The organism is Ferrovibrio sp. (assembly GCF_025869515.1).
Taxonomy (GTDB): Bacteria; Pseudomonadota; Alphaproteobacteria; order Ferrovibrionales; family Ferrovibrionaceae; genus Ferrovibrio.
The window spans coordinates 1-24622 of record NZ_JAOZVR010000125.1; the positions used below are offsets into that span (position 1 = coordinate 1).

Genomic DNA, 24622 nt, shown 5'->3' on the forward strand with positions numbered 1-24622 from the left:
AATGTCGCCGCCACCGTCGACACCAGCCTCGGCATGCGCCGCATCGAGGTGCATTGCGCGAAATGCCAGGGCCACCTCGGCCATGTCTTCGAGGACGGGCCGGCGCCGACCGGGCTGCGCTACTGCATCAACGGCGTGGCGCTCGATTTCAAACCCGTCGACGACAAGAGCTGACCGACTGAAGTGGTATCGGCCCGGCCGCTGCTTTTCCGGAGCGAAGGGCTGTCCGGGCGATGCCGGGGCAGCGGCGGTGCGGCCCAGGGCGGGGGCTTACCTGGGCGTCTCGTTTTTTATGCCTTCAGTGCCCCAAAGTCCCCCGGACGCTGCTCCTGGGCGTGACAAGCTTCTGATTCGATGCCAGAATTGCCAAGGGCATCGTTCATGGTCGGGGGCTGGGATGCGGGGAACTGTTGTCGGTTTTATCGTTGCACTTGTTGGACTGGGCGGCGGCGCCCTGGCGCAGCCGGCACCCGCCAAAGACTGGTCTGGTTTGTATGTTGGTGGCCTTCTGGGCGGCACGGACAACCAGTCCCAGGTGAAGACGACCGCCGGATCGGGCTCCTACTTCAATGCGACCGATGAGGCACAGATAGGCCGCGCTGGCGATAGCGATCTGTCCCAATGGCGTCCGTCGGGCGGCCTGGTGGGCGGTTATGGCAAGCAGTTCGGCAAAGTGCTTGTCGGGATCGAGGTCAGCGCCAATACCCTGTTCCTGGATGAAGACCACTCGGTGACCCAGACCTATCAGTCCCTCACCACCGCGCAGTTCACCCTCAAGCAATCGGTTTCGGCCGACTGGATGGCGACCGTGCGACCCCGGCTGGGCTGGGCGGAAGATAGCTGGCTCGCCTATGTCACCGGCGGCCTTGCCGTGACGCGACTGAAGCTCGACACCACCTTCACCGACAATGCCTTCAGCGCCAATTCCCACAGCTCGGATGCGAAGACGGTGACCGGCTGGAGCCTCGGCCTCGGCGGCGAATATGCGCTGAACCAAGACTGGTCGCTCAGGGGCGACTATCTCTACACCCGCTTTGACAAGATCAAGTCGTCGGCTGGGGTGACCACGACCTCCGGTCCCGACAGTATGAACCACACCGCTGATCTCGATGTCCACGGCGTCATGATCGGCGTGGTTTATCGCTTCAAGGGACTCTAAGGCACCAGACCGCTCACCGACCCGGTTCCCGATGGCGGAGACGCGGCGCTAGCCCAGGGCAGGCGACAACCATAATACGCAAGATCGTCTATCTCGCCTTTGCCGTGGTCTTGTGTGCACTCCCGCTGGCGCCGGCCCGGGCCGGGATCGAAAGCGTGAAGTTCCAGGGCTGGATGCGGAACTGGAGCGGGGGGACCATCACCGTGCAACGGGTCGCGACCCAGTGCTGGGACCCGCAACAGCTGGCTGATCAGCAGATTCAGGCTTCATCCCTATGGACGTTCGCCAGCAAGAGCAGTGGCGGCAGCCTTAACTGCATTTTGGCCATCGGCTTTATTCCGCCAATGTTTTCGACCAGAACAACAACCTGCTGTTCTGGTTCCAGATGTTCGACCACTTCTCTGTAGCCAACTGCTACATCTACCTCTTTTATCCGGGAACCACGACCGTGTTCGCGTCGCTGCCGTCAACGAGCTGTACAAGCGGCGAGACGATCTCGTTCACGATACTCGTCACGGGTAGCACCCCGCCGGCAATGATCGTCCCGGGTTTACGCTGAGGCGACCGAGGCTGCGGCACCGAGGTGTTTGTCTCCGAGACCAAATACGACAGCGGCAGCGGCTGGCCCAGCTTTTATGCCCCGGTGGCCGAGAATGTCGCCGCCACCGTCGACACCAGCCTCGGCATGCGCCGCATCGAGGTGCATTTGCGCGACATGCCAGGGCCATTTCGGCCATGTCTTCGAGGACGGGCCTGCGCCGACCGGCCTGCGCTACTGCATCAACGGCTGTGGCGCTCGACTTCAAGCCGGAAAGCTGAGGCGCGGCGGCTCGGCTTGACGCCGGGCTTTATGATCCCCATATGTTCTCATCTGCCCGGGCAGGCTTCGACGGCCGGGCGGCCTACGCACGGACGTGGCCGCGCCGGTCCAGGTCCGGCGAAACACCGCGAATCCAAACGAACCCAAACGAAGCGAAACGAACCCGAACGAACCGAAACGAAGCCGAACGAGCTGCAACGAAGCCGAACGACGCAAAACGAACCGAAAGCGGACCGAACGGCCCGAATGACCGGCGCCGCCAAAACAGGCAGTATGCGGCGCTTAAAAAAGCACCAAAACCGGGGCGTTCGCTTAAAAAATAACCACGCATTTTGCCGGCGGAGCCTAGAATGGCCAAGCCGGCCGACGGATTCCCCATTTCCGCCACATTTGCCGCAGTGCAACCGGCTGGCACGGTTCTTGTAACTATTTTGGCCAGAGGTATGCGCCAGGGGTGGGCCTTTTCCGGGATTCTCAATGGGGGGAACCGGGGGTGGTCTGCCGGCAGCCGGGAGCGATCCCGGACCCGGTCCGGAAACTGGCGTGACCTTCTCTGACAGGAGGATTTAACCGTCATGCAACTCTCCACCGTCTCGACGGCCAATGTGGCCCGCTCCGGTTTGACCGGGCAGCGGGAACTCGGCTGGCTCAGCTATGTGATGTTCGGCCTGGTGCTCGCCGCTCTTTTCGCGATGATTCCCTCGCTCGGCTTCGCCCAGGCTGCGGCGGCCGAAGCGCCGAAACTCGACACCGGCGACACCGCCTGGATGCTCACCTCGACCGCGCTGGTCCTGATGATGACCATCCCGGGCCTCGCCCTTTTCTACGGCGGCATGGTGCGCAAGCAGAATGTGCTCAGCATCATGATGCAGAGCTTCGCCATCACCTGCCTGGTGACCATCCTGTGGATGATCGTCGGCTACAGCCTGGCCTTCTCGGAAGGCAACGCCATCATCGGCGGTTTCGGCAACCTGTTCCTGTCGGGACTGGCCATCGACAGCGTGAACGATCTGGCCAAGACCATTCCGGAATCGGTCTTCATGACCTTCCAGCTGACCTTCGCCATCATCACGCCGGCCCTGATCACCGGCGCCTTCGCCGATCGCATGAAGTTCTCGGCGATGCTGTGGTTCATCGGCCTGTGGCTGATCTTCGTCTATGCGCCGGTCTGCCACATGGTCTGGGGCGGCGGTCTGATGGGCACCATGGGCGTGCTCGACTTCGCCGGCGGCACCGTGGTGCATATCAATGCCGGTGTGGCCGGTCTGGTCGCCGCGCTGGTGCTGGGCAAGCGCCAGGGCTACGGCAAGGTCAGCCATGCGCCGCATAACCTGACGCTGTCGATCATCGGCGCCGGTCTGCTGTGGGTCGGCTGGTTCGGCTTCAACGCCGGTTCGGCGGTTGGCGCCAGCGCCAATGCCGGCATGGCCATGGCCGTCACCCAGATCGCCACGGCGGCTGCCGCTCTGGCCTGGATGTTCTCGGAATGGCTGGCCCGCGGCAAGCCGAGCGTGCTCGGTATCGTCTCGGGTGCGGTGGCCGGTCTGGTCGCGATCACCCCGGCTTCGGGCTTCGTCGATCCGATGGGTGCCCTGATCATCGGCATCGTGGCAGGCATCATCTGCTTCGTCGCCGCCACCACGGTCAAGAATGCCCTGGGTTACGACGACAGCCTCGACGCCTTCGGCGTCCATGGCGTCGGCGGCATCATCGGCGCGGTCCTGACCGGCGTGTTCGCCAAGGCGGCGATTGCCGGCAAGGAGGAGCCGCTCGGCCTGCTGGACGGCAATGCCGGCCAGGTGCTGACGCAGGTCTACGGCGTGGTCATCACCATCGTGTTCACTGCGGTTGTGACCCTGATCATCCTGAAGATCATCGACTGGACGATCGGTCTGCGCGTCGACGAGGCCACCGAGCGCGATGGTCTCGACCTGAACCTGCACGGCGAGACGGTGCAGTAACAGGGGTACGCGAAGGCACCCGGGCCGGCATTCCCACCCGCCGGCCCGGGTTGCTTCGTCTCTTTCGCCAGATGGTGGGGATGCGGACGGCCCGGAGTTTCGAGTTCAGTCCCAGTATTCAGTCCGCCTAGCTTTCTTCGGCCGTTTCGCGTAAGTCGCTTTTCTCTCCGCCATTTTTCCGATTAAATCGAACGGATCTTCTTCCCGCTCGTTCTCGTCGCGGAGACACGCCCTTGACCGCATTCGACGAGATGGACCTCGGCCCCGCCGCGACACAGACCCAGAACGGTCAGTCGCAGTCCCAGGGCACGAATGTCCGCGCCCCCTATCGCGACTACAAGCGCTGGCTCGATTCAGCACCCGGCGACATGCTGGCCCGCCGCCGCCAGGAAGCCGATCTGCTGTTCCGCCGCCTCGGCATCACCTTTGCCGTCTATGGCGAGGGCGGCGACACCGAACGCCTGATCCCCTTCGACATCGTGCCGCGCATCATTTCGGCGAAGGAATGGAAGCGCCTGCGCCGCGGCCTGAAGCAGCGCGTCAAGGCGCTGAATGCGTTTCTGGACGACATCTACCACAAGCGCGAGATCCTGCGCGCCGGCACCATCCCCGAGGACCTGATCCTCAGGAATGCGGCTTACGTGAATCATATGCGCGATGTCACCATCGCGCGGCAGACCTATACCCATATCGCCGGCATCGACCTGGTGCGCACGGCGGAAAACGAATTCTACGTGCTGGAAGACAACTGCCGCACGCCGTCCGGCGTCTCCTACATGCTGGAGAACCGCGAGGCGATGATGCGCCTCTTCCCCGATCTGTTCGCCCAGGTGCGCGTGGCGCCGGTCGGCCATTATCCCGATGCGCTGCTGCAGACCTTGCGCGACTCCGCGCCGCCGCATTGCGAGTCCGAACCCACCGTCGCGCTGCTCACGCCCGGTGTCTACAACTCGGCCTATTTCGAGCATGTCTTCCTCGCCGAGCAGATGGGCATCGAGCTGGTCGAAGGCGGCGATCTCACGGTCAAGGACGACATCGTCTACATGCGCACCGTCGGCGGGCTGAAGCGCGTCGATGTGCTGTACCGCCGCCTCGATGATGACTTCCTCGATCCGAAAGTCTTCCGCAAGGATTCGATGATCGGCATTCCCGGCATCTTCAATGCCTACAGGGCCGGCAACATCACGCTGGCGAATGCGGTCGGCACCGGCGTGGCCGACGACAAGTCGATCTATCCCTATGTGCCCGACATGGTGCGCTTCTATCTCGGCGAGGAGCCGCTGCTCGCCAATGTGCCGACCTATGTGCTGCGCCGGCCCGACGATCTGAAATACACGCTGGAGCATCTCGACGAACTGGTGGTCAAGGAAGTGCACGGTTCCGGCGGCTACGGCATGCTGGTCGGGCCTAAGTCGTCCAAGGCCGAGATCGAGACCTTCCGCGCCAAGATCATCGCCAAGCCGGAAGCCTATATCGCGCAGCCGACACTGGCGCTCAGCACCTGCCCCACTTTCGTCGAAAGCGGCATCGCGCCGCGCCATGTCGACCTGCGGCCCTTCGTGCTGAGCGGCGAGACCATGCGCGTGGTGCCCGGCGGTTTAACCCGCGTTGCCTTGAGAGAAGGCTCGCTGGTGGTGAATTCCAGCCAGGGCGGCGGCACCAAGGATACCTGGGTGCTGGAGGAAGACGAAGCCGAAGACATCAAAGCCGGCGAGGATGACTGATGCTCTCCCGCGCCGCCGATAACCTTTACTGGCTCAACCGCTATGTCGAACGCGCCGAAGCGATGTCGCGCATCCTGGGCGTGGCGCATCGCATGAGCATGCAGTCCACCCATGGCGGCACGCGCAACGACGAATGGGAGGCAGCCCTCATCATCGCCGGCTGCGACAAGTCGTTCGCCCTGCATGGCGGCCCGCCGACCCGGCGCGCGGTGATCGACTTCCTCGCCTTTGCACCCGACAACCCGTCCTCGATCCATGCCTGCCTCAAGGCCGGCCGCGAGAATGCGCGCGCCATGCGGGCGCAGATCACCTCGGAAGCCTGGGAAAGCATCAATGCCGCCTGGCTGGAGATGCGCACCTTCTCGATGGCCAAGGTGGAAGCCGATGGCTTTTCCAGTTTCTTCGACTGGGTGCGCGAACGCAGCCAGCTGTTCCGCGGCGTCGCCGAAGGCACCATGCAGCGCGACGATGCCTATCGCTTCATGCGGCTCGGCACCCTGCTGGAACGCGCCGATTCCACCGCGCGTATCCTGGACGTGAAGTATCATGTGCTGCTGCCCTCGCCCGGCGATATCGGCGGCGCGGTCGATTACTACCAGTGGGGCGCGCTGCTGCGCTCGGTCTCGGCCTTCCGCATCTACCGCCAGATCTACCGCGATTCGATCCGGCCACTCAAAGTCGCCGAGCTGCTGATCCTGCGCGAGGATTTCCCGCGCAGCCTGCACGCCTGTTTCGCCGAGATCGTATCGATCCTGCAGTATCTGCGCGAAAGCTACCGCCGCGACTATCCCTCCGTGCGGCTGGCCGAAAGCATGCTGCTCAAGCTGCGCTACGATGACATCGATTCGATTTTCACCCGCGGCCTGCACGAATACCTGACCAACCTGATCGACACCAATATCGAACTCGGCGCGGCGATTGCCCGCGATTTCATGCAGCCGAACTGAACCGCTGCTGAAACGTTATTGCTGGCAGGAGACTGCCATCATGCTCGACTTCCTCAGGCGTTTCGCCATCGCCGCCGTCATCGTCTTCGGCCTCAGCTTCGCCGGCTGGGTGCAGCATCTCTATACCTGCTTCACCCAGAACGAATGGGGCTTCCTGATCGCCGGCGCGATCTTCTTCCCGATCGGCGTGATCCACGGCTGGGGCATCTGGCTCGGCATCTGGTAGACATTCCGGCCCGAACGCCTTGACCCGGAGGCAAGCCGCTTGCTTTGATGCAGACGGTTTTCGTCTGGGGATGGATCATGACCTACTGCGTCGGCCTTCTGCTGAATGACGGCATCGTCATGCTGTCCGACAGCCGCACCAATGCCGGCGTGGATTCGATCTCCACCTTCGGCAAGATGCATACTTGGGAAAAGCCGGGCGACCGCGCCATCGTGCTGACCACGGCGGGTAACCTTTCGTTGAGCCAGTCGGTCGTGACGCTGCTGAAGGAGGGCTTTGCCGACGAGGATGGCAAAAGCTGCGACCTGATGCAGGCGACCAGCATGTTCGAGGCGGCCGGTATGGTGGGGGCCGCGATCCGCGAGGTGGCGCGGCGCGACGGCGAGGGTCTCAAGGAACAGGGCGTCGAGCCCAATCTCTCCATGCTGCTCGGCGGCCAGATCGGCAGCAAGCCGCACGAGCTTTACATGCTTTACTATGCCGGCAATTTCATCCGCGCGACGGAAGATACGCCGTTCCTGCAGATCGGCGAGATCAAATACGGCAAGCCGATCCTGGATCGCGTGATCACCCCGGCCACGCCGCTGGTGCAGGCGGCGAAATGCGCGCTGGTCTCGATGGATTCCACGCTGCGCTCGAATATCTCGGTCGGCCTGCCGCTCGACCTGGCGATCCTGCCGAAAGGCACGCTGAAATTCGCCCTGAAGAAACGCATCACCGACCAGGACCCCTATTTCGCCAGCATCCGTGGCCTCTGGGGCGAGGGCCTGCGCAAGGTTTTCCTCACCATCCCCGATCCCGATTGGGGGGTTTAGGCATGGGGCTTTGCCCGCCGCCTGCACACAATAGTATACATAAAATTGTATATTGCCATCTATACACCCATAAGTAATCATTGCACCCCGGGTTGTGCTGCAGCGGGGGATGGCAATGCAGGCGCTAGGACTATTCGAAAAGGCAAAGCGCTTTTTTGCGGAGAAATTTCGCCGCCAGCGCAGTCACTACAAGACCAGCGATAGCGATGTAATTGAGGACGAGCGCGCGTTGCTGCAGGGCCAGGGGCGCGACCTGTCGCATCTGCGCGGACTTGCCCTGTCCGGCGGCGGGATCCGTTCGGCCTCCTTCGCCTGCGGTGTCATGGAAGCTCTCGCACGGCAGAACAAGCTGAACGGCTTTCACTACCTGTCGAGCGTTTCTGGCGGCGGCTACACCGCTTCGGCCCTGACCTGGGCGCTGAAGACCTGGCCTGGTGCGCAGCCCAATGACTTCCCGCATTTTCCGACCGGGCCGGGACTGCCGCGATACAACCTGCTCGAACGCATCCGTGGCCGTGCCAATTATCTTGCACCGACGACCGAGGTGACGTTGCTGGTCGCATTGACCAACATGATGCGCCTATCGATGACATCCCTGATCATCTATCTGACGATGCTGGTCCTGATAGCCACCGGTCTGGTCGGCGCATTCTACAGCTTCAGTTGTTACGTTTGCGACGCGGTTGGCCATGATGCCGGAACGCTTGGGGCGTTGACCAAAGCCGCTGTCGAAACGACCCGGCAATCCCTGCCGTCGTCACCGTTATCGGAAGCATTGAAGCAGGCCAGCACGCAGACGCTCGCCATGGCGCAATTGCCGCAGGCGATCGGGTATTCGATCATCGACAAGGCATTCCAGCTCGTCGGCAGTGTCATCATTTGGATTGGCAACAGAATCCTGATCCCTGAAAGCCATACCTGTTTTGTAGCGGTTGCGCTGATCATCATTGCAATCGCATTGAGCATTCTGCTCGGCCTGGTGCTGTTCTATTTGCTGATGCATGTGTGGCCGAGTTTCGAGAACACCCACAAGCGTCGCTATCGTACGCTCATGGTGTTTAGCAAGGTTACTTTCGGCTGCCTGATGGTCATGATGCTTTTTGCTTTGCCGGTGCTGCACAGTATCCTGCTGGCAAAATTCGGCACATCAGCGGCATCGCTTCTGGGCCCGGCGCTTGCCGGCGCCGTGGGCGGCCTTTCGCGTGCCGGTGCCGTCATCAAAATGCTGAACGATCGGACACGTACTTTGCTGATGCGGCTGGCCAGCGCCCTGCTGTTCCTCGGGTTTATGTGGCTGGTATATGCCATCGCTTTCCATAGTCTGCATATTGCGCTCGACAAGTTTGGCATCGACCGGATACCGCTGGCTGCAATAGCGCTCTATGTCCTGGTCGGGGCGCTCTGCCTGATCATCAGCCTCAACCTGAATCCCAACTACATCTCCCCGCATCGATATTATCGCGATCGGCTGATGGAGGCGTTTCTGCCCGGGTCGCAGCCAGACGACTATTCTGGCCCCGATTCAACACCGTTGTATGAGATGTGCAACGCGACCTCTCCCCGCACCGCCTATCCCGGTCCGTATCACCTAATCAACAGCAATGTGATTCTGGTCCGCTCGCAGAGTCCGAAAAACTATCAGCGCATGGGCGACAGTTTCATTCTCTCGCCGCGATATTGTGGCAGCCAGTCGACAGGCTGGATCGAAACGACCCGTTTCGGCGTAGGCGGCATTTTCAGCTCGCCGCTGAGCCTGCCGACGGCCATGGCGATTTCCGGCGCAGCGGCCAACCCCAATACCTCCGGCGGTGGCGATGCCCTCACACGACGCTGGACGGTGAGTTTCCTAATGACGCTTTTGAATATCCGGCTCGGATACTGGCAGCCGAACCCGCGGACCTCTGAACATTCCGACAAGACGCCCGAGCCAAGCTTCGCGCGGCCGGGGCTGGTTTCGCTGTTCAGCAACTACTATGACGAAACGCAGCGCTATATCGAGCTGAGTGATGGCGGGCATTTCGATAATACCGGCCTCTATGAACTGTTCCGCCGCAAGGTTCGCCTCATCGTTCTGTCGGACGCGTCATGCGATTCCGACTATTCGCTCGATGATCTGGGTCGCGCGCTGGCGCTGGCACAGATTGATTTCGGTATCACGATCGATTTCGACGGCCTGCTCATACCGGACAGCGAGCAGCTCTGGGACAAGCTGGAAGCCAAGCCCGACCAGCCGCGTCCCTATCGCGGGAAAGGCTATCCCACGGCAGTGGACGCGATGCGGGCCAAGGTGATCCAGGACGGCTTCGTTACCGGGAGGATTCTCTACGCCGATGGCATGGAAGCTGTACTGGTCTATCTCAAACCGTCGCTGATCCAATCGGCGCCGGCAGATGTCGTCTCCTACGGCATCAACAATCCGGATTTCCCGCACGAAACCACGGCCAACCAGTTCTTCAGCGAACGCCAGTTCGAAGCATATCGCCGGTTGGGATTCGAGATCGCCACCGCGGCCAGCGTGCATTTCTGAAGCAGGGTCGACGCCGCCGGTCCGGACTCACCCCAGCTTCAGCGTCAGGATGCCAATTTCAAAGTCACGATAATCGGCACGTGATCCGATGCCTTGTCGCGGCCGCGCATGTCTTTCACCACCTTCACGCCCTTCAGGCTGCCCTGCAGCTGCGGGCTGACCCAGACATGGTCGAGCCGGCGGCCCTTGTCGGCGGTGGCCCAGTCGGGCGAGCGGTAGCTCCACCAGGAATACAGCTTCTCCGTCGGCGGCACGAACTGGCGCACCGCATCGACCCAGTCGCGCGCCGCCTGCATCTTCAGCATGCCCTCGGTCTCGACCGGCGTATGGCTGACGATCTTGAGCAGCTGCTTGTGCGACCAGACGTCATGCTCCAGCGGCGCGATGTTGAGGTCGCCGACGAGGATTTCCCTTCCGCCCTTCTTCTTCAGTGCCGCCGACCATTTGGTCATGCCGGCCAGCACCGCCAGCTTGTGGGCGAATTTGTCGTTCTTCTCGGCATCGGGAATATCACCACCCGCAGGAACATAATAATTATGCAGGATAGTGCCGTCGGCCAGTTCGGCGGCGATATGCCGGCGGTCGTCGCGGCCGGCGAGGTTGAGCTTTTCCTTCAGCGTGATCGCCGTCTTGGCAAAGATCGCCACGCCGTTATAGCCGGGCTGGCCGTGGATCAGGCGATGGGTATAGCCGCGCTGCTCGAACAGCTCATGCGGAAAATCCGCATCCTTCACCTTGGTTTCCTGCAGGCAGAGGATGTCGGGATTATGCTCGGTCAGGAAGCCGGCCATCAGGTCGAGGCGGGCGCGGACCGAGTTGATGTTCCAGGTTGCCAGCGTGAGCGGGCGGGACAGTGCGGGTTTCTTGGCCATGGCAATTTCTAGCGCAGGACGGGCACGGGTGCCAGCTGCCGCAGCCTATTCCGCCGCCGCCGGCTGGCCGCTGCTGCCACGCAGGGTCAGCAGTGCCACCGCCAGGGTCGCCACCGCGCAGAGCGCGATGCCGCCGGTCATCGCCACGCCGGCGCCGTTTATGATCTTGCCGCTGACGCCGATCACGATGGCGCCGACGGCGAGCTGCAGCGTGGCCATCAGCGACGAGGCCATGCCGGCCGCCTCGCCGTAGGATTCCAGCGCCAGCACCGAGGCGGTCGGCAGCAGGATGCCGAGGCAGCCATAGCCGGCCAGCAGCAGCGCCATGGTCAGCACCAGGCTCTGCAGCCCGGCGGCATTCAGCGCGAAGACCAGCACCATGGCGGCGGTGAAGCCGATGATCGAAGGCATGATCAGCCGCTTCAGACCATAGCGCGCGCCGAGCCGCCCGCAGAATTGCGCGGCAAAGAAGAAGGCGGCGGCATTCAGCGAAAACGTGATGCTGAAGCCGACCGGCGACAGGCCGTATTGCCCCATCATCACGAAGGGCGCATTGGCCAGGAAGACGAAGAAGGCCGAGATGGCGAAGCTGGTGGCGAGCGTCAGGCCCATGAAGGTGCGGTCGGTGAACAGCTGGCGGCCGGTCGCCAGCAGGCCGCCGAGGCTGGTTTCGGCGCGCTGCGCCGGCGAGCGGGTTTCCGGCACCAGCAGAAGGCCGAGCCCGCCCGCCAGCACGGCGATGCCGGCGACGAACCAGAAGACCGTGCGCCAGCCCAGCGCCTCGATGATCACGCTGCCGAACAGCGGCGCCAGCAGCGGCGAGACGCTGAACACCAGCATCAGCAGGCCGAGCAGCCTGGCCTCCTCCACGCCGCTATGCAGGTCGCGCACGATGGCGCGCGGGATCACGATGCCGGCCGCTCCGCCAAGACCCTGCAGAAAGCGGAAGGCGATCAGGGTCTCGACGTTTTCCGCCAGTGCGCAGCCGATGCTGGCGCCGATGAACAGTACGATGCCGAAATACAGCGGCGCGCGCCGTCCGGTGATGTCGGAGATCGGGCCGAAGACCAGCTGGCCGAAGGCGAAGGTGATGAAAAACGCCGTCAGGCTCATCAGCACCTTGTCGGAATCCGCATTCAGGCTGCTGCCAATGAATGGCAGCGAAGGCAGATACATATCGATGGCGAATGGGCCGATGGCGGTCAGCAGGCCAAGGATGAGGGCGTTGCGCAGGAAACGCGCAGGGCCGCGCGAAGACTCGGACGGATGCATGGGAAGGCTGCCTTGCTTGTTCTGGGGCGACGGGACTGTTTTTTTGAATGCGCGGGCCATATAGGGCACCGCCGACAAAGCGGACAGAGGTATAAAACGACAGCCGCCGTCTGGCCATGACGGAATTGCCATGGTGCAATTCCGTTATAGTTGCCGGAAACGGAAAATACGCCGGTCACATGCGAGGTCCGCCATGCCGATGCATCTCGAAGGCTCCTGCCGCTGCGGGTCTGTCGTTTTCAGTCTCGACAGCCACACGCCGGTGCCCTACCAGCTCTGCTATTGCACGATCTGCCGCAAGACGGCGGGCGGCGGCGGTTTCGCCATCAATCTTGGCGGTCTTTCCGCCAGTCTCCGGATCAGGAAAGGCAAACGCGGCATCGGCGTCTGGCGCGCGGAAATCTGCGACGACGACGGCAAAAACTGCGAGATCAGCACGGGCGAGCGCAACTTCTGTAAAACCTGCGCCACCGCCTTATGGCTCTACGATCCGACCTGGCCCGATCTGATCCATCCCTTCGCATCCGCGATCGATACCGACCTGCCGAAGCCGCCGGCGAAGGTCCATCTGATGCTGCGCTACAAGCCGGCCTGGGTGAAGCCGCAGGTCGGCCGCAAGGACGAGACCTACGATCTGTACCCGAAACTCTCGCTGGCCGACTGGCACAAGAAGCATAAGGTCTGGGTGAAATAACCTCTCCTATCACGTCATCCTCGGGCTTGACCCGAGGATCTTTCGCCGCTCGGCATGAGATGCCCGGATCAAGTCCGGGCATGACGTGATGCGGTGGCGAGCCCGAGGATGACGTGAAGCGGCCTTACGCCAGATTCGTCTTCATCTGCGCCGGGTCGTAGTAGAAACGCTCGCGCCACACCTTCTCGCCCTGCCAGGTCTGGTGCGCCAGTTCCTCGATGCGGCGTTTGCTGCCGTCCTTGAATTCGAAATGGAACACCCAGTGCACCACCACGGTGTCGCCGTCGATCAGCACCGGGCGGATGCATTCGGTCCGCACGGTTTTGGCCCGCGCCAGCACGGCGCGTTCATGCGCCACCAGCGTGTCGCGGCCGCGGCGCGGCGGCTCGGTCAGGTTTTCCTGCATGCTGGCGTCTTCGGTGTAGAAATGCTCGATGGCCAGGTCATGCTGGTTGGATTCCACCATGGCGACAAAGGCTTCGACGGTTTCTCGGCTTGGCATCCTGACTGGTTCTCCCTCCCGGCGGTTGCGGCGATGATAGGGCGGACTTGACGTATTGCACAATTTTTAATGCGTCACGCTGACGCAGCGGCAACCCGCTGCTTGATTGTGGCGGCAAAGGCGTCAGATTGATCCCATCATGAACACGCGCACCGACAAGATCTTTGCCATCGCTATCACGCTTGCCCTGCTGGGCGCGCTGCTTGGTGCTGTCATCAAGTCGTTCAATTTCTGGACCAACATGGAAGCCGATTTCGATCCGGCCGCCACCTGGCCGCTGATCTGGGGCGTCCTCTTCAGTCTGGTGTTGGGCGGCCTCGTGGTCGGCGTCTTCCTCTACGGCCGCCGCAAGGAAATCCGCGGCGAGCAGTAAGACACGCGGCCGACCCGGGTTCCCGGGACTGATTGCCTAAAACAGGTTGCCTAAAACAGGTTGAACGTGCTGCCGACAATGCCGAGCGGCAGGCGGCCGGCCTCGAACAGGCGGAATTTGATGGCGAAGGGGTGTTCGCCGTCATCCTCCGATTCAGCACTGCGCGCCGCCAGCACCAGTGCGGCCTGATAGGCGGCCTGCGCCGCCGCACCCGCCGCCACTTTCAGCAGCGCCGGATCGCTCACGCCCTGGCGCGCCGCCATCTTGGCGGCATGTTCATGCGCCACCTCGCCGGCCCGCGTCGAGACATGGGTCAGCGCCACTTCCAGATCGTGTTCATCGGTATGCTGCAAAGCCTGTTCCAGCAGCGCGTTCTGCATCTGCTGTTCGGCCTGCCACCAGTCGTCGTCCCAGTCATGCGCCTGGGCCGCGGCCGAAGCCGCCAGCCAGTTCTCCACCCCGGCGACCTGCATCTCGTCGAAGCCGATGCCGGCGACATAGGCTTCGGCATCGTTGATCTCGGTGGCGGTCAGTTTGCGGCCGACGGCGGCGAACCACGGCAGGCTGCCGACCAGTTTCGCCAGCCGTGCCACCGCGCGCAGACCATCGAGGTCGTCGCCGTTCTCCAGGTCGATGCCGGTCAGCGCATCGATGCTGTCTTCGCCGAAGCCTGCGGCCTCGTCGTCGTCATCGTTGGCGATCTCGACGATCTTGGTGACTTTCGCCATGCACGGACCTTTACAAAAAATCTAGCGGTTGCCGCGGCTTTCGCGCCACAGGCCGAGCATCTTCTGCACCGGCCGGTCGGAGAAGCTGAACACCACCGCATCGGTGTCCGGCGCATGATGGCGATGCGGCACCCAGCTCGGGATCACGAAGGTGTCGCGCCTGCCCCAGTCGAAGCGCTCTGCGGCGGAACCCTCGCCCACCATGGTATAGCCACTGCCTTCCACCACGCTGAACACCGTGGCATCCGACGAACGATAGGTCTCGCCGGCAAAACCCTTCGGCAGCAGCTGCATGAAGCTGCCGATGGTTGGCATCGCGCTGCCGCCGGTGGCCGGATTGACATATTGCAGCTTCAGGCCGTGGCACATGTCCCAGTCGTCGGCGCGACGCATGGTCTCCAGCGCCTCGCGCGTGCGGCTGTAGGGATAATTGAAAACCGGCGAGGTGGGCGTGCGCACCTCGTGATCGACCGGCAGCAGGCCGGAGCCGTAGCGCGCCAGCGCGTCGCCGGTGGGGCGGGCCAGCGGCTGGCTGTCTTCCGGCAGGCGTTCCATGAAGGAGCAGTCGAGCGCCTGCACCAGCGGGATGTCGAGTCCGTCCATCCACACCATCGGCCGGTCGCTGTCGTTGCCGTGGTCGTGCCAGGTCCAGCTCGGCGTGATGACGAAATCGCCTTCCTGCATGATGGTCTTCTCGCCGTCGACGGCGGTATAGGCGCCGCCGCCCTCGACGATGAAGCGCAAAGCCGATTGCGTATGGCGATGCGCCGGCGCCACTTCGCCCGGCAGGATCAGCTGCAGCCCGGCATAGAGCGAGGTGGTGATGCGCGACTGGCCGGGCATGCCGGGATTTTCCAGGATCAGCACGCGGCGCTCGGCTTCCTTCGCCGTGATCAGCCGGCCGGCTTCCATGATGTCGTCGCGCAGGTCGTCATAGCGCCACAGCGCCGGCTGGCAGGCGCTTTTCGGCTGCGCGATCACCAGCGCATGCAGCACTTCCCACAGCGGCGCCAGTTTGCGGGCGCCGATCTTGTCGTAATAGGCCTTGCGCTGCTGCAGCACGGCAGGGTCGATGGTGGGGTGCTGGGTCATATGGATGTCTCGCCGTATCCTCTGCGCCGCATATTATCAGACTGCGGAGGAAACCCAATCCTGCATGCGATGAAATGCCGGCGAAGCGCAGCCATGGGGGCAAAAGAAAACGCCCGGTCGGGGGGCGAGCCGGGCGTTTTGCGCAATAAACTCTGCGCCATTGTGGCCTCTGAAAGGGGGGGATCTTTCGAGACCGGCAACGGCAAGGCGCCGTCGCCATGCAAAAGATATGGGATGGCCGGATCGGCTTGCCAAGAGGGTGGTCGGCTTTTCACGCCGCCAGCCGGGCACATTTAAGTGAAACGCAGCGGCGAGGCGGAGCGCGGCGACCGGGCGCGCGGACAACTCTCTGGACTGGAATGAGAAATTCCCGGGCACTGATATCCGCCATGCACTCTGTGCAAATCAGGGCCGCGAAATCCGCAGCGCCGGCGCAGACGCCGTGAACGGATTCAGGAACGGATTCAGGCGGTGACAGCGCCTTCCGGATTGATCAGGCGATAGCCCAGTCGCGGTTCGGTGAGCAGGAAACGCGGCGCGTCGGGGTCTTTTTCCAGCTTGCAGCGCACCTTGCGGGCCAGCACGCGCAGCGCCTGGCGCATCTCGGCATTGTCGTTGCCCCAGAGCGTGATGGTGAGCTGCTTGGTGCCGACCGGTTGGCCGCTTTTCTGGGCCAGCATCTTCACGAAACGCGCCTCCATCGGCGACAGCCGCACCGGCCGGTCGTCGCGCCGGGTATCGCCGGTCAGTGAATCGATCACGAAGGGGCCGATGGTGACGATGGTGGTGCCGTTCTTGGCGGCACTTTCCTGGGCCCGGCGCAAAGCGGCGCGCACGCGGGCCAGCAATTCGCCGGCATCGAAGGGCTTGGTGACGTAATCATCGGCACCCAGATCGAGGGCGCGGATTTTCGCATCGACCTCTTCCTGGCCCGACAGCACGATCACCGGCATGGCGGAGTTGCGGCGCAGGCTTTCGAGCACATCGAAACCGCTGATGCCCGGCAGGCCGAGATCCAGCATGAGCAGATCGGCCTTGGAAATCATGGTCAGGCCGTCTTCGCCATTGGGCGCTTCGAGCACGGTGTAGGAGGCAGCCTCCAGGGCTGCACGCAGAGCAGCGCGCACCGGCATCGAATCCTCGATCAGCAAAATGCTGTGCCGGTCGCCATTCGGATGCGATGTCAGAGCTTCAGCCTCCCTGCCCGTGCCTGCGATGTCGCAGGTAGTAGTTATTCAGGCAAACTAGCGGAAATTTAGCAAACCGCCAGCCCGTTGAAGAAATACCACCATAACGCGTTAGCGACTCGAAACGAAACTGCAGTTTTCTGGCGATAACGTTGCCAAGAAGTAACTGGTAACATAAGGATAACACAGCGCCTATTCAGGGACAACGTGCGTTCGTTCGCATGTCATCGATTGCCTCCGTCCCTGAAGGATTCCCGGAAGATGCGCCGCCGCCAGACTTTCCTGTCTGCCCTGCCGATCCGCAGCAAGATCGTGATCGCCCTGATCGCCTTTGCCCTGCTGCCATTGCTGCTGGTTGCAATCGCCCTGTGGATCGAGGCGGAGGATATCCGGCATGAGGAGGCGACACGGATCGCCACGGCGGCAGCCACCGTCAATGACGTGATCGACCGCAACCTGTTCGAGCGCTACGGCGATGTGCAGGCTTTCGGCTACAACAGCGCGGCCACCGATCCTGCCAACTGGGCCCAGCCGGGTGCCGGCAATCCGCTGGTGGTGGCGATGAACCGCTACACGGCGAATTACGGCATCTACAAGCTCATGCTGCTGGTCTCGCCGGAGGGCAAGGTGCTGGCGGTCAATTCCAAATCCGCGGCCGGCAAGGCGCTGGCCACCGAGGCGCTGTATCAGCGCAGCTATGCCACCGCATCCTGGCTGCGCGCGACGCTGGACGGCAAATTCCTCCAGGGCAAGAACGGGTTCACCGGCAGCGTGGTCGAACAGCCGGCCCGGCATCCGGAACTGACGCAGATTTATAACGGCGACGATTACGCCATGATCTTCGCCGCACCGGTGGTCGACGAGGCGGGCAAGACCGTTGCGGTATGGGCCAATTTCGCCGGTTTCGACCTGGTCGAGCAGATTGTGCAGCAGACGGCCGGCGGGCTCGCCAATGGTGGCATGCCGGGAGCGGAAATCACGCTGCTCGATCCGCGCGGTGCCGTGATCGTCGATTACGATCCGGCCAAGATGGCGGGCGGCGCATATCAGCGCGACTGGACGGTGCTCAACAAACTCAATCTGGCCGAGGCCGGTCTGGAAGTCGCCAGGCTCGCGATAGCCGGCAAGGCCGGCGCCATGGAATCCGAGCATGCCCGCAAGAAAATCCTTCAGGTTGCCGGCTATCATCACAGCACCGGCGCCTATGACTATCCCGGACTGAACTGGTCGGTCCTGGTCCGCGTTCCGGCCGCAGTGGTGTATCAAACCATCAACCAGATCGCTCTGATCCTGGGGGGTTTGTTCGCTGCCGCTCTGGCCGGATCGGTCGGCATCGGCCTGCTGTTCGGCGCAGCCCTGGCGCGGCCGATCCAGCGCCTCACAGCCGCATTGACCGATCTCATCTCGGGCAAGGTCGATATCGACACCACCGGCAAGGATCGCGGTGACGAGATCGGCGCCGCCCTGACCGCCGCCGAGGACATCCGCGACCGCATCGTGCGCGGCCTGCAGACCGGCGAGACACTGGGCAGCATCACCGCCTGCGTCATGCTGGCAGACGAGCAGAATAACATCGTCCTCGTCAATCGCGCGGCGATGGAGATGTTCAGGGTGGCTGGCGACGATATCCGCAAGGAGCTGCCGCAATTCGATCCAGCCGCCATGGTCGGCAAGAGTATCGACCTCTTCCACAAGAATCCCGCGCATCAGCAGCGCATGCTTCAGGCCCTCGACAAGCCTTATAACGCCTCGATCAAAGTCGGTATCCGCCGTTTCGATCTGACCGCCGTGCCGGTCTTCGACACTACCGGCAAACGGCTCGGCACTGCGGTGGAATGGCGCGACATGACCCAGCAGTATGCGGTGCAGGCAGAGGTTGCCGGCCTGGTCGAAGCGGCGCAGCAGGGCGATCTCGCCCGCCGCGTCGGCCTCGATGGCAAGAGCGGTTTCATGCGCGATGTCTCCCAGGGCATCAACGGGCTGCTCGAAACCGTGTCCACCACGGTCGATGATGTCGATGCGGTGCTTGGCGCGCTGGCCAAAGGCAGCCTCGGCAGCCGCATGAACGGCAGTTACCAGGGCCAGTTCCGGCAACTGCAGAACAACTGCAATGCCACGGTGGACAAGCTGCGTGAAATCACCGGTCGCATCAGCGAAACCGCCACCAATGTGAATGGCGCCTCCGACGAAATCGCCACCGGCGCGCAGGATCTGGCACAGCGGACCGAAAGCCAGGCTGCCAGCCTGGAACAGACGGCCGCCGCCATGCATGAAGTCACCGAAACGGTGAAACAGAATGCCGACAGCGCCACTGCGGCCAGTCAGCGCGCCGCCATCGCCCGCGAAGCGGCGGCCAAGGGCGGCCGGGTGGTGACTGAAGCGGTTGCTGCCATGGGCGAAATCGAAGGCAGTGCGCAGAAGATCGGCGATATCATCGGCCTGATCGACGAGATTGCCTTCCAGACCAACCTGCTGGCACTCAACGCCTCGGTGGAAGCGGCCCGCGCCGGCGAGGCCGGCAAGGGTTTCGCCGTGGTGGCGCAGGAAGTGCGCGCGCTCGCACAGCGCTCGGCCAATGCCTCGAAGGATATCAAGACGCTGATCCAGGCGTCCAACAGCCAGGTGCGCAGCGGCGTGCAGCTGGTCGGTCAGACCGGCACGGCGCTTGAGGAAATCCTTACGGCGGTCAAACAGGTCAACGATATCGTCGCCGAGATCGCCACGGCCAGCAGCGAACAGGCACGCGCCATGCAGGAGATCAACACGGCCGTCGCCAGCATGGACGAGATGACCCAGCGCAACGGTGCGCTGGTCGAAGAGACCAGTGCGGCGACGCAGACCCTGGCGCAGCAGTCCCGCGAACTGACGACTCTGATCGGCTTCTTCCACAACGAGGCGGCGGCATGACGGCAGCCGCGCAGCGCCTGACCGCACCGGACGCCGCCGCGAATCTGATCGTGGTGTTTCCGACGCTGGCGCTATACCCCGAAGCCATGGCGGCCTGCATCACGGCATTCCGCGGCAGCAAGCTGATTGTCGTGCATCCGGATTCCGCGCCGAACCCGACTCTGCCGCCGTTCCTGACGCAGAGCCTGGGGCGGCACAGCGATCAATGCACCGCAACGACAATTGTATCCCCGATGTTCGGCAATCGTCGCGGCATGGTATTGCCGGTCGAGGTTGCAGTCAGAATCGTCTTCGGCGCGGCGCTTGTGCCGAGGCAGGATCATGTGCTGATCACCGGCTGTTACCGCGGCTGGCAACCGGGCAGCATCGATCTGCTGGCCGAGGCCTTATCCGACATCCGGTTCGATGTCAGTGTGGATGACGGGGTGATGCGGCGCTAGCCGCACACCGTCAAAGGGCCGGAATGCCGGCGCCGATATCGATGAAATGCTGCGTCGCAGCCGCGCGCTCCAGCGGCAGCGTCAGGTGGCTGCCGATCTCCAGGACCGGCAGGCGGCTGGCCACGCCGATCAGCTGGATCGGCGCGGTGCTGTCATTGGGCAGGACCGGCAGCACGAAGCTCTCGATCTGGTGCGGCCGGCCGGAATCGGGATGCGGAAAGCTGTGGAAGGCAACGGCGCCGCAGGGCTGGCTCGCCGCGCCCCACAGCAGGCGGCTGCGCAGAGCACGATCTTCCGGTGCGGCCAGGGTGATATGGTCGCGTCCCATCAGCCGCAGCCCGGTGATAGTTTCGATTTCGGTGCCGGCCAGGCGAAAGATCATGCGCTGCGGGCCGAAGGCTTCCAGCAGCACCAGTTTGGGCATCAGCCGGGCGATCGAGACCAGGTCCATATCGCGCCGGTGCGGCAGCAGGCGCTCGCCACGCCAGGTTTTCCACGCGGTCAGCAATTGCCGGCTGTCGTCCGACAGCAGGGCCTCCGCGCCGCTCGGCCGCGCCGGTTCGAAGCCCGCCTCAGGAGTCTGTGGCAGCAGGCCGTACCGGATGTGCGATGAATATTGCGAGCCCATGGCGATCACTGTACCCGCTGGGCAACATGAATGTCAGGGCCGACCGGTGGCAGTCCGGCGCCGATATCGATGAAGCGCAGGCCCTCACCCTCGGCATAGGAGTCCGGCGTCGCCGCGCGAACAGTGTCGGCGCCCTGGATCAGCGGCGTGGCGCAGGCCAGCACCAGCGAAGGCGCGGTTTCGCCATCGGCGCACAGCGGTGCCGAGACCAGCTCGACTGGCAGGATCGCGCCGTTGCTGGTGCGCAGCCAGTAATAGATGACGGCAGCACAGGGCTGCGCCACTTCGGTGAACAGCAGGGCGGCGCGGCGGGCGCGGTTTTCCGGTTCGGTCAGATCGAGATAGTCGCGGCCTGCCAGGTTGGTGCCGATCATGTCGCCGACCAGCGATCCGGCAAAGCGAATCGGAATCCGGTCGCGGCCGCGGATTTCCAGCAGCAGGCAGCGCAGCAGCAATTCTCCCAGCTTGCCGGTGTCCAGCACGCTGCGCTGCGGCACCAGGCCCAGCTCACGCCAGCCCGGGCCGCGCCAGCGATGCCATTCGGCGAAGAAACGCCGGCTCGGCTCGGTCAGGGCGGTGGGCAGGGTGGCCAGGAAATCCATGGCCGGCACCCTATCAAGCCGCTGGCCGGTTGTATGGTAATCAATTGATTACGCCCGATAAAAACTGGGGAAAGTCAGAATTGATCAGTTTTGTAACATGCGCTGTCTTTGCCCGGTTTTCAGACATTTTCGCCGGGGAGACAGCCCGGTCTTGACCTTCCCATAATGGGAAGCCTTATCTAGGCAGGCAGCGCAACGCTGTCTGAAGGCGGTTTCCATGTCCATGTCCCATACCCTCGACCTGCCGGTCTCCGGCATGAGCTGCGCCTCCTGCGCCGGCCGGGTCGAACGTGCTCTCAGGGCTTTGCCGGGGGTGCAGAGCGCCAGCGTCAATCTGGCGGCCGAAACGGCGCATGTCGTCTTTGCCGGCGCGGCCGCACCGGCTGCCGCGGTTCAGGCGGTCGAAAAGGCCGGCTACCAGGTGCCGCAGATGCAGATCCGCCTCGGCATTGCCGGGATGACCTGTGCCTCCTGCGTCGGCCGCGTCGAGAAGGCGCTTGCCGCCGTGCCGGGCGTCAGCCGCGCCAGCGTCAACCTGGCCGGCGAAACCGCCGAGGTGACGGCGCCGCGCGATGCTGTCGATGTCGCAGTCCTGATCGACGCCGTGCGCAAGGCCGGCTACGAGGCGCGCCCTTTTGACGATGCCGCCCGCTCGGTTGCGCTGCGCGCCGAAACGGCGGCGAAGGCCATCGCGCGTGATCGCAATCTTGCCCTGCTGACCCTGGCGCTCAGCCTTCCGCTGGTCGGCGGCATGATCTTCGCGCTGCTCGGCCGTCCCGATCTGATGCTGCCGCCGCTGGCGCAGTTCGCCATCGCCACGCCGGTGCAGTTCATACTTGGCTGGCGCTTCTACCGCGCCGGCTGGAGCGCCTTGCGCGCCGGCACCGGCAACATGGACCTGCTGGTGGCGCTCGGGACCACGGCGGCCTGGGCGCTCAGCACCTGGCTCTGGTTCGCCAGCAGCGCACATGCAGGGCATGGCCCCGAAGGTGGCATGGAGCCGCATCTGTATTACGAAGGCTCGGTGGCGATCATCGCCTTCGTGCGCCTGGGCAAGTGGCTGGAGGCGCGCGCGCGCGGCCAGACGGCGGCGGCGCTGCGTGCGCTGCTGCAGCTGCGCCCCTCCACCGCGCGCCGGCGCCGGAAAAATGCAGAGGGGCCCGACGGCAGCGAGGAAACCGTCGATACGGCGCTGCTGCAGCCCGACGACATCCTGCTGCTGCGCGCCGGCGAAGCCTTTGCCGCCGACGGCATCGTCATCGAAGGCCGTGCCAGTGTCGATGAATCGATGCTGACCGGTGAATCGCTGCCGGTCGAGAAACAGGCGGGCGATACCGTGCGCGCCGGCACGCTCAACCGCGACGGCATGCTGGCCGTGCGTATCGAAGCCACGGCCGGCGAGACCATGCTGGCCGGCATCCTGCGCCTGGTGGAAAGCGCGCAGGCCAGCAAGCCGCCGGTGCAGCAGCTGGTCGACCGTATCAGCAGCGTGTTCGTGCCGGTGGTGATCTTCATCGCACTGGTCACCTTCGCCGTCACGCTCAGCCTCGGCGGCGGCGATGTGGAGATGGCCCTGCTGCATGCCATCGCGGTGCTGGTGATCGCCTGTCCCTGTGCGCTCGGCCTCGCCACACCGGCGGCGCTGATGGTCGGCACCGGCGTGGCGGCACGGTACGGCATCCTGATCCGCGATGCCGGTGCGCTGGAACAGGCGCGCAACCTGCGGCTTGTCGCCTTCGACAAGACCGGCACGCTGACCGAAGGCCGGCCGGTGGTGACCGCGATCCATGCCGTCGATGGTGATGAAGCCGCCCTGCTGGTCCTCGCCGCGGCCTTGCAGGCCGGCTCGGAACATCCGCTGGCCACCGCGATCCGCGCCCGGGCCAGGGATCAGGCCGGCGCTCAGCCCCTGCCGCCGGTGCAGGATTTCCGCGATCAGCCCGGCCGCGGCGTCTGCGGCCACGTCGAGGGCCGGCATCTGCTGCTCGGCAATGCGCGGCTGCTGCAGGAGCATGGCATCACCGTGCAGGGGCCGGTCGATGCGCAGGCGGCCCAGCAGACTTTCCAGGGCCGCACCGTCTCCTGGCTGGCCGATGACGATACCAAGGCCGTGCTCGGCTATTTTGCCTTCGGCGACGAACCCAAGGTCCATGCCGCTGCCGCGGTCGCCGGCCTGAAGGCGATGGGCCTGCGCGTGGCGATGCTGTCGGGCGATGCGCCGGCGGCGGCGGGCGCCATCGCGGCGCGGCTCGGCATCGACGAGGTGCAGGCCGGCCTGCTGCCGGAAGACAAGGCGGCGGCGATTGCACGGCTCAGAGAACACGCCGGCGGCGACATTGCCATGGTGGGCGACGGTATCAACGACGCGCCGGCGCTGGCCAGCGCCGATCTCGGCATCGCCATGGGCAACGGTACGGATGTTGCCATGCAGACCGCGGGCATCACGCTGATGCGCGGCGATCCGCTGCTGGTGGCCGATGCCATCGCCATCGCACGCGCCACCGATGCCCGCATCCGGCAGAATCTGCTCTGGGCCTTTGGCTATAACGTGATCGGCATTCCGCTCGCCGCCTTCGGCCTGCTTGATCCGATGCTGGCCGGTGCGGCGATGGCACTCAGTTCGGTCTCGGTGCTGACCAATGCGCTGCTGCTGCGGCGCTGGCGGCCCCGGCCCGGTGAAACAAAGCCTCGGGAGGCATGAACATGAATATCGGTCAGGCCAGCACGGGTTCGGGTGTCAGCGCCAAGATGATCCGCTATTACGAAAGCATCGGTCTGATGCCGGCGGCCGGGCGCACGCAAAGCGGCTACCGCGTCTACAGCGACCGCGACGTGCATCTGCTGCGCTTCGTGCGCCGCGCCCGCGATCTCGGCTTCGCGCTGGAGGATATCCGCCTGCTGCTCGGCCTGTGGCAGGACGATGCGCGGCCCTCGGCGGCGGTGAAGGATATCGCGCTCAAGCATATCGGGGAACTGACCCGCAAGATCGCCGAACTGCAGGCGATGAAACGCAGCCTGCAGCATCTGGCCGAGGCCTGTCATGGCGATGCGCGGCCGGACTGTCCCATTCTCGATGATCTGAGCGGCCTGGATGACGCCGCCGGCGAGGCCGGCAGCGCGGCCTGTTGTCGCTGACGCAAAAAAAT

23 protein-coding genes and 1 pseudogene are annotated in these 24622 nt (G+C 63.9%); 15 read left to right on the forward strand and 9 right to left on the reverse strand.

The genetic code is table 11. The annotated features are described in order from the left end of the window. Both OJJ21_RS24130 and OJJ21_RS24135 read left to right on the forward strand, forming a co-directional pair. The coding region (locus tag OJJ21_RS24130) for a peptide-methionine (R)-S-oxide reductase (RefSeq protein WP_297690531.1) at window positions 1–174 on the forward strand (174 nt) is incomplete at its 5' end. 223 nt (window positions 175–397) lie between these two features. Beyond that, entirely contained in the window at window positions 398–1159 is a 762-nt protein-coding gene (locus OJJ21_RS24135; protein ID WP_297690511.1) for an outer membrane beta-barrel protein, read from the forward strand. A 259-nt stretch (window positions 1160–1418) separates the two neighbouring features. On the opposite strand, the gene OJJ21_RS24140 is transcribed toward OJJ21_RS24135, so the two are convergent. Beyond that, on the reverse strand, window positions 1419–1556 hold the full coding sequence (locus OJJ21_RS24140; protein WP_297690512.1) for a hypothetical protein: 138 nt from the start codon (window positions 1554–1556) through the stop codon (window positions 1419–1421). A gap of 171 nt (window positions 1557–1727) precedes the next feature. Here OJJ21_RS24140 and msrB point away from each other — a divergent pair. From msrB to OJJ21_RS24175, 7 genes and pseudogenes are all read left to right on the forward strand, one after another. Further along, window positions 1728–1978 (forward strand): annotated as a pseudogene (gene msrB / locus OJJ21_RS24145) (peptide-methionine (R)-S-oxide reductase MsrB); the annotation flags it as partial. 693 nt (window positions 1979–2671) lie between these two features. Beyond that, window positions 2672–3940, forward strand: a complete 1269-nt coding sequence (locus OJJ21_RS24150) for an ammonium transporter (RefSeq protein ID WP_297690532.1) — start codon at window positions 2672–2674, stop codon at window positions 3938–3940. Window positions 3941–4191: 251 nt separating this feature from the next. Further along, window positions 4192–5664 (forward strand): circularly permuted type 2 ATP-grasp protein, encoded by a 1473-nt coding sequence (locus tag OJJ21_RS24155; RefSeq protein WP_297690533.1) that lies wholly within the window; start codon window positions 4192–4194, stop codon window positions 5662–5664. Beyond that, window positions 5664–6611: an alpha-E domain-containing protein gene (locus OJJ21_RS24160; RefSeq protein WP_297690513.1), complete on the forward strand. Its 948-nt coding sequence runs from the start codon at window positions 5664–5666 to the stop codon at window positions 6609–6611. The genes OJJ21_RS24155 and OJJ21_RS24160 overlap by 1 nt, the downstream gene beginning before the upstream one ends. A gap of 40 nt (window positions 6612–6651) precedes the next feature. Beyond that, on the forward strand, window positions 6652–6837 hold the full coding sequence (locus OJJ21_RS24165; RefSeq protein ID WP_297690514.1) for a hypothetical protein: 186 nt from the start codon (window positions 6652–6654) through the stop codon (window positions 6835–6837). Between the two features lie 77 nt (window positions 6838–6914). Further along, window positions 6915–7652 carry a proteasome-type protease gene (locus tag OJJ21_RS24170; RefSeq protein ID WP_297690515.1) on the forward strand — a complete coding sequence of 246 codons (738 nt, stop codon included), beginning with the start codon at window positions 6915–6917 and terminating at the stop codon, window positions 7650–7652. Between the two features lie 109 nt (window positions 7653–7761). Then, window positions 7762–10179: a patatin-like phospholipase family protein gene (locus OJJ21_RS24175; protein WP_297690516.1), complete on the forward strand. Its 2418-nt coding sequence runs from the start codon at window positions 7762–7764 to the stop codon at window positions 10177–10179. A 44-nt stretch (window positions 10180–10223) separates the two neighbouring features. On the opposite strand, the gene xth is transcribed toward OJJ21_RS24175, so the two are convergent. Beyond that, window positions 10224–11051 carry an exodeoxyribonuclease III gene (gene xth / locus OJJ21_RS24180; RefSeq protein WP_297690517.1) on the reverse strand — a complete coding sequence of 276 codons (828 nt, stop codon included), beginning with the start codon at window positions 11049–11051 and terminating at the stop codon, window positions 10224–10226. Window positions 11052–11096: 45 nt separating this feature from the next. Next, entirely contained in the window at window positions 11097–12323 is a 1227-nt protein-coding gene (locus OJJ21_RS24185; RefSeq protein WP_297690518.1) for a multidrug effflux MFS transporter, read from the reverse strand. 193 nt (window positions 12324–12516) lie between these two features. Between OJJ21_RS24185 and OJJ21_RS24190 the strand changes: the two genes are divergently transcribed. Continuing rightward, window positions 12517–13017, forward strand: coding sequence for a GFA family protein (locus OJJ21_RS24190; protein ID WP_297690519.1), 501 nt, complete (start codon window positions 12517–12519; stop codon window positions 13015–13017). Between the two features lie 124 nt (window positions 13018–13141). Here the strand turns inward: OJJ21_RS24190 and OJJ21_RS24195 are convergent, their stop codons facing one another. After that, the gene (locus tag OJJ21_RS24195; RefSeq protein ID WP_297690520.1) at window positions 13142–13519 is read right to left on the reverse strand and encodes a nuclear transport factor 2 family protein; all 378 of its coding nucleotides are present in this window, start codon (window positions 13517–13519) and stop codon (window positions 13142–13144) included. Between the two features lie 139 nt (window positions 13520–13658). On the opposite strand from OJJ21_RS24195, the gene OJJ21_RS24200 reads away from it, so the two are divergent. Further along, window positions 13659–13892, forward strand: a complete 234-nt coding sequence (locus OJJ21_RS24200) for a hypothetical protein (RefSeq protein WP_297690521.1) — start codon at window positions 13659–13661, stop codon at window positions 13890–13892. A 50-nt stretch (window positions 13893–13942) separates the two neighbouring features. Here the strand turns inward: OJJ21_RS24200 and OJJ21_RS24205 are convergent, their stop codons facing one another. From OJJ21_RS24205 to OJJ21_RS24215, 3 genes are all read right to left on the reverse strand, one after another. Further along, a complete protein-coding gene (locus OJJ21_RS24205) occupies window positions 13943–14620 on the reverse strand; it encodes a hypothetical protein (protein ID WP_297690522.1) in 678 nt (225 codons plus the stop codon). A 21-nt stretch (window positions 14621–14641) separates the two neighbouring features. After that, window positions 14642–15712 (reverse strand): gentisate 1,2-dioxygenase, encoded by a 1071-nt coding sequence (gene gtdA, locus OJJ21_RS24210; protein ID WP_297690523.1) that lies wholly within the window; start codon window positions 15710–15712, stop codon window positions 14642–14644. A gap of 464 nt (window positions 15713–16176) precedes the next feature. Then, entirely contained in the window at window positions 16177–16863 is a 687-nt protein-coding gene (locus OJJ21_RS24215; RefSeq protein ID WP_297690524.1) for a response regulator transcription factor, read from the reverse strand. 297 nt (window positions 16864–17160) lie between these two features. Between OJJ21_RS24215 and OJJ21_RS24220 the strand changes: the two genes are divergently transcribed. Together OJJ21_RS24220 and OJJ21_RS24225 are read left to right on the forward strand one after the other, a co-directional pair. Continuing rightward, entirely contained in the window at window positions 17161–19806 is a 2646-nt protein-coding gene (locus OJJ21_RS24220; protein WP_297690525.1) for a methyl-accepting chemotaxis protein, read from the forward strand. Continuing rightward, on the forward strand, window positions 19803–20246 hold the full coding sequence (locus OJJ21_RS24225; RefSeq protein WP_297690526.1) for a hypothetical protein: 444 nt from the start codon (window positions 19803–19805) through the stop codon (window positions 20244–20246). Before OJJ21_RS24220 ends, OJJ21_RS24225 begins: the two co-directional genes overlap by 4 nt. Window positions 20247–20256: 10 nt before the next feature. On the opposite strand, the gene OJJ21_RS24230 is transcribed toward OJJ21_RS24225, so the two are convergent. Together OJJ21_RS24230 and OJJ21_RS24235 are read right to left on the reverse strand one after the other, a co-directional pair. Next, the gene (locus tag OJJ21_RS24230; RefSeq protein WP_297690527.1) at window positions 20257–20874 is read right to left on the reverse strand and encodes a PAS domain-containing protein; all 618 of its coding nucleotides are present in this window, start codon (window positions 20872–20874) and stop codon (window positions 20257–20259) included. A 5-nt stretch (window positions 20875–20879) separates the two neighbouring features. Continuing rightward, window positions 20880–21476, reverse strand: coding sequence for a PAS domain-containing protein (locus tag OJJ21_RS24235; RefSeq protein ID WP_297690528.1), 597 nt, complete (start codon window positions 21474–21476; stop codon window positions 20880–20882). Between the two features lie 217 nt (window positions 21477–21693). Here OJJ21_RS24235 and OJJ21_RS24240 point away from each other — a divergent pair, with 217 nt between their 5' ends. Next, window positions 21694–24177, forward strand: a complete 2484-nt coding sequence (locus tag OJJ21_RS24240; protein WP_297690529.1) for a heavy metal translocating P-type ATPase — start codon at window positions 21694–21696, stop codon at window positions 24175–24177. Window positions 24178–24179: 2 nt separating this feature from the next. Then, entirely contained in the window at window positions 24180–24611 is a 432-nt protein-coding gene (cueR, locus tag OJJ21_RS24245; RefSeq protein ID WP_297690530.1) for a Cu(I)-responsive transcriptional regulator, read from the forward strand. Window positions 24612–24622 lie beyond the last annotated feature (11 nt).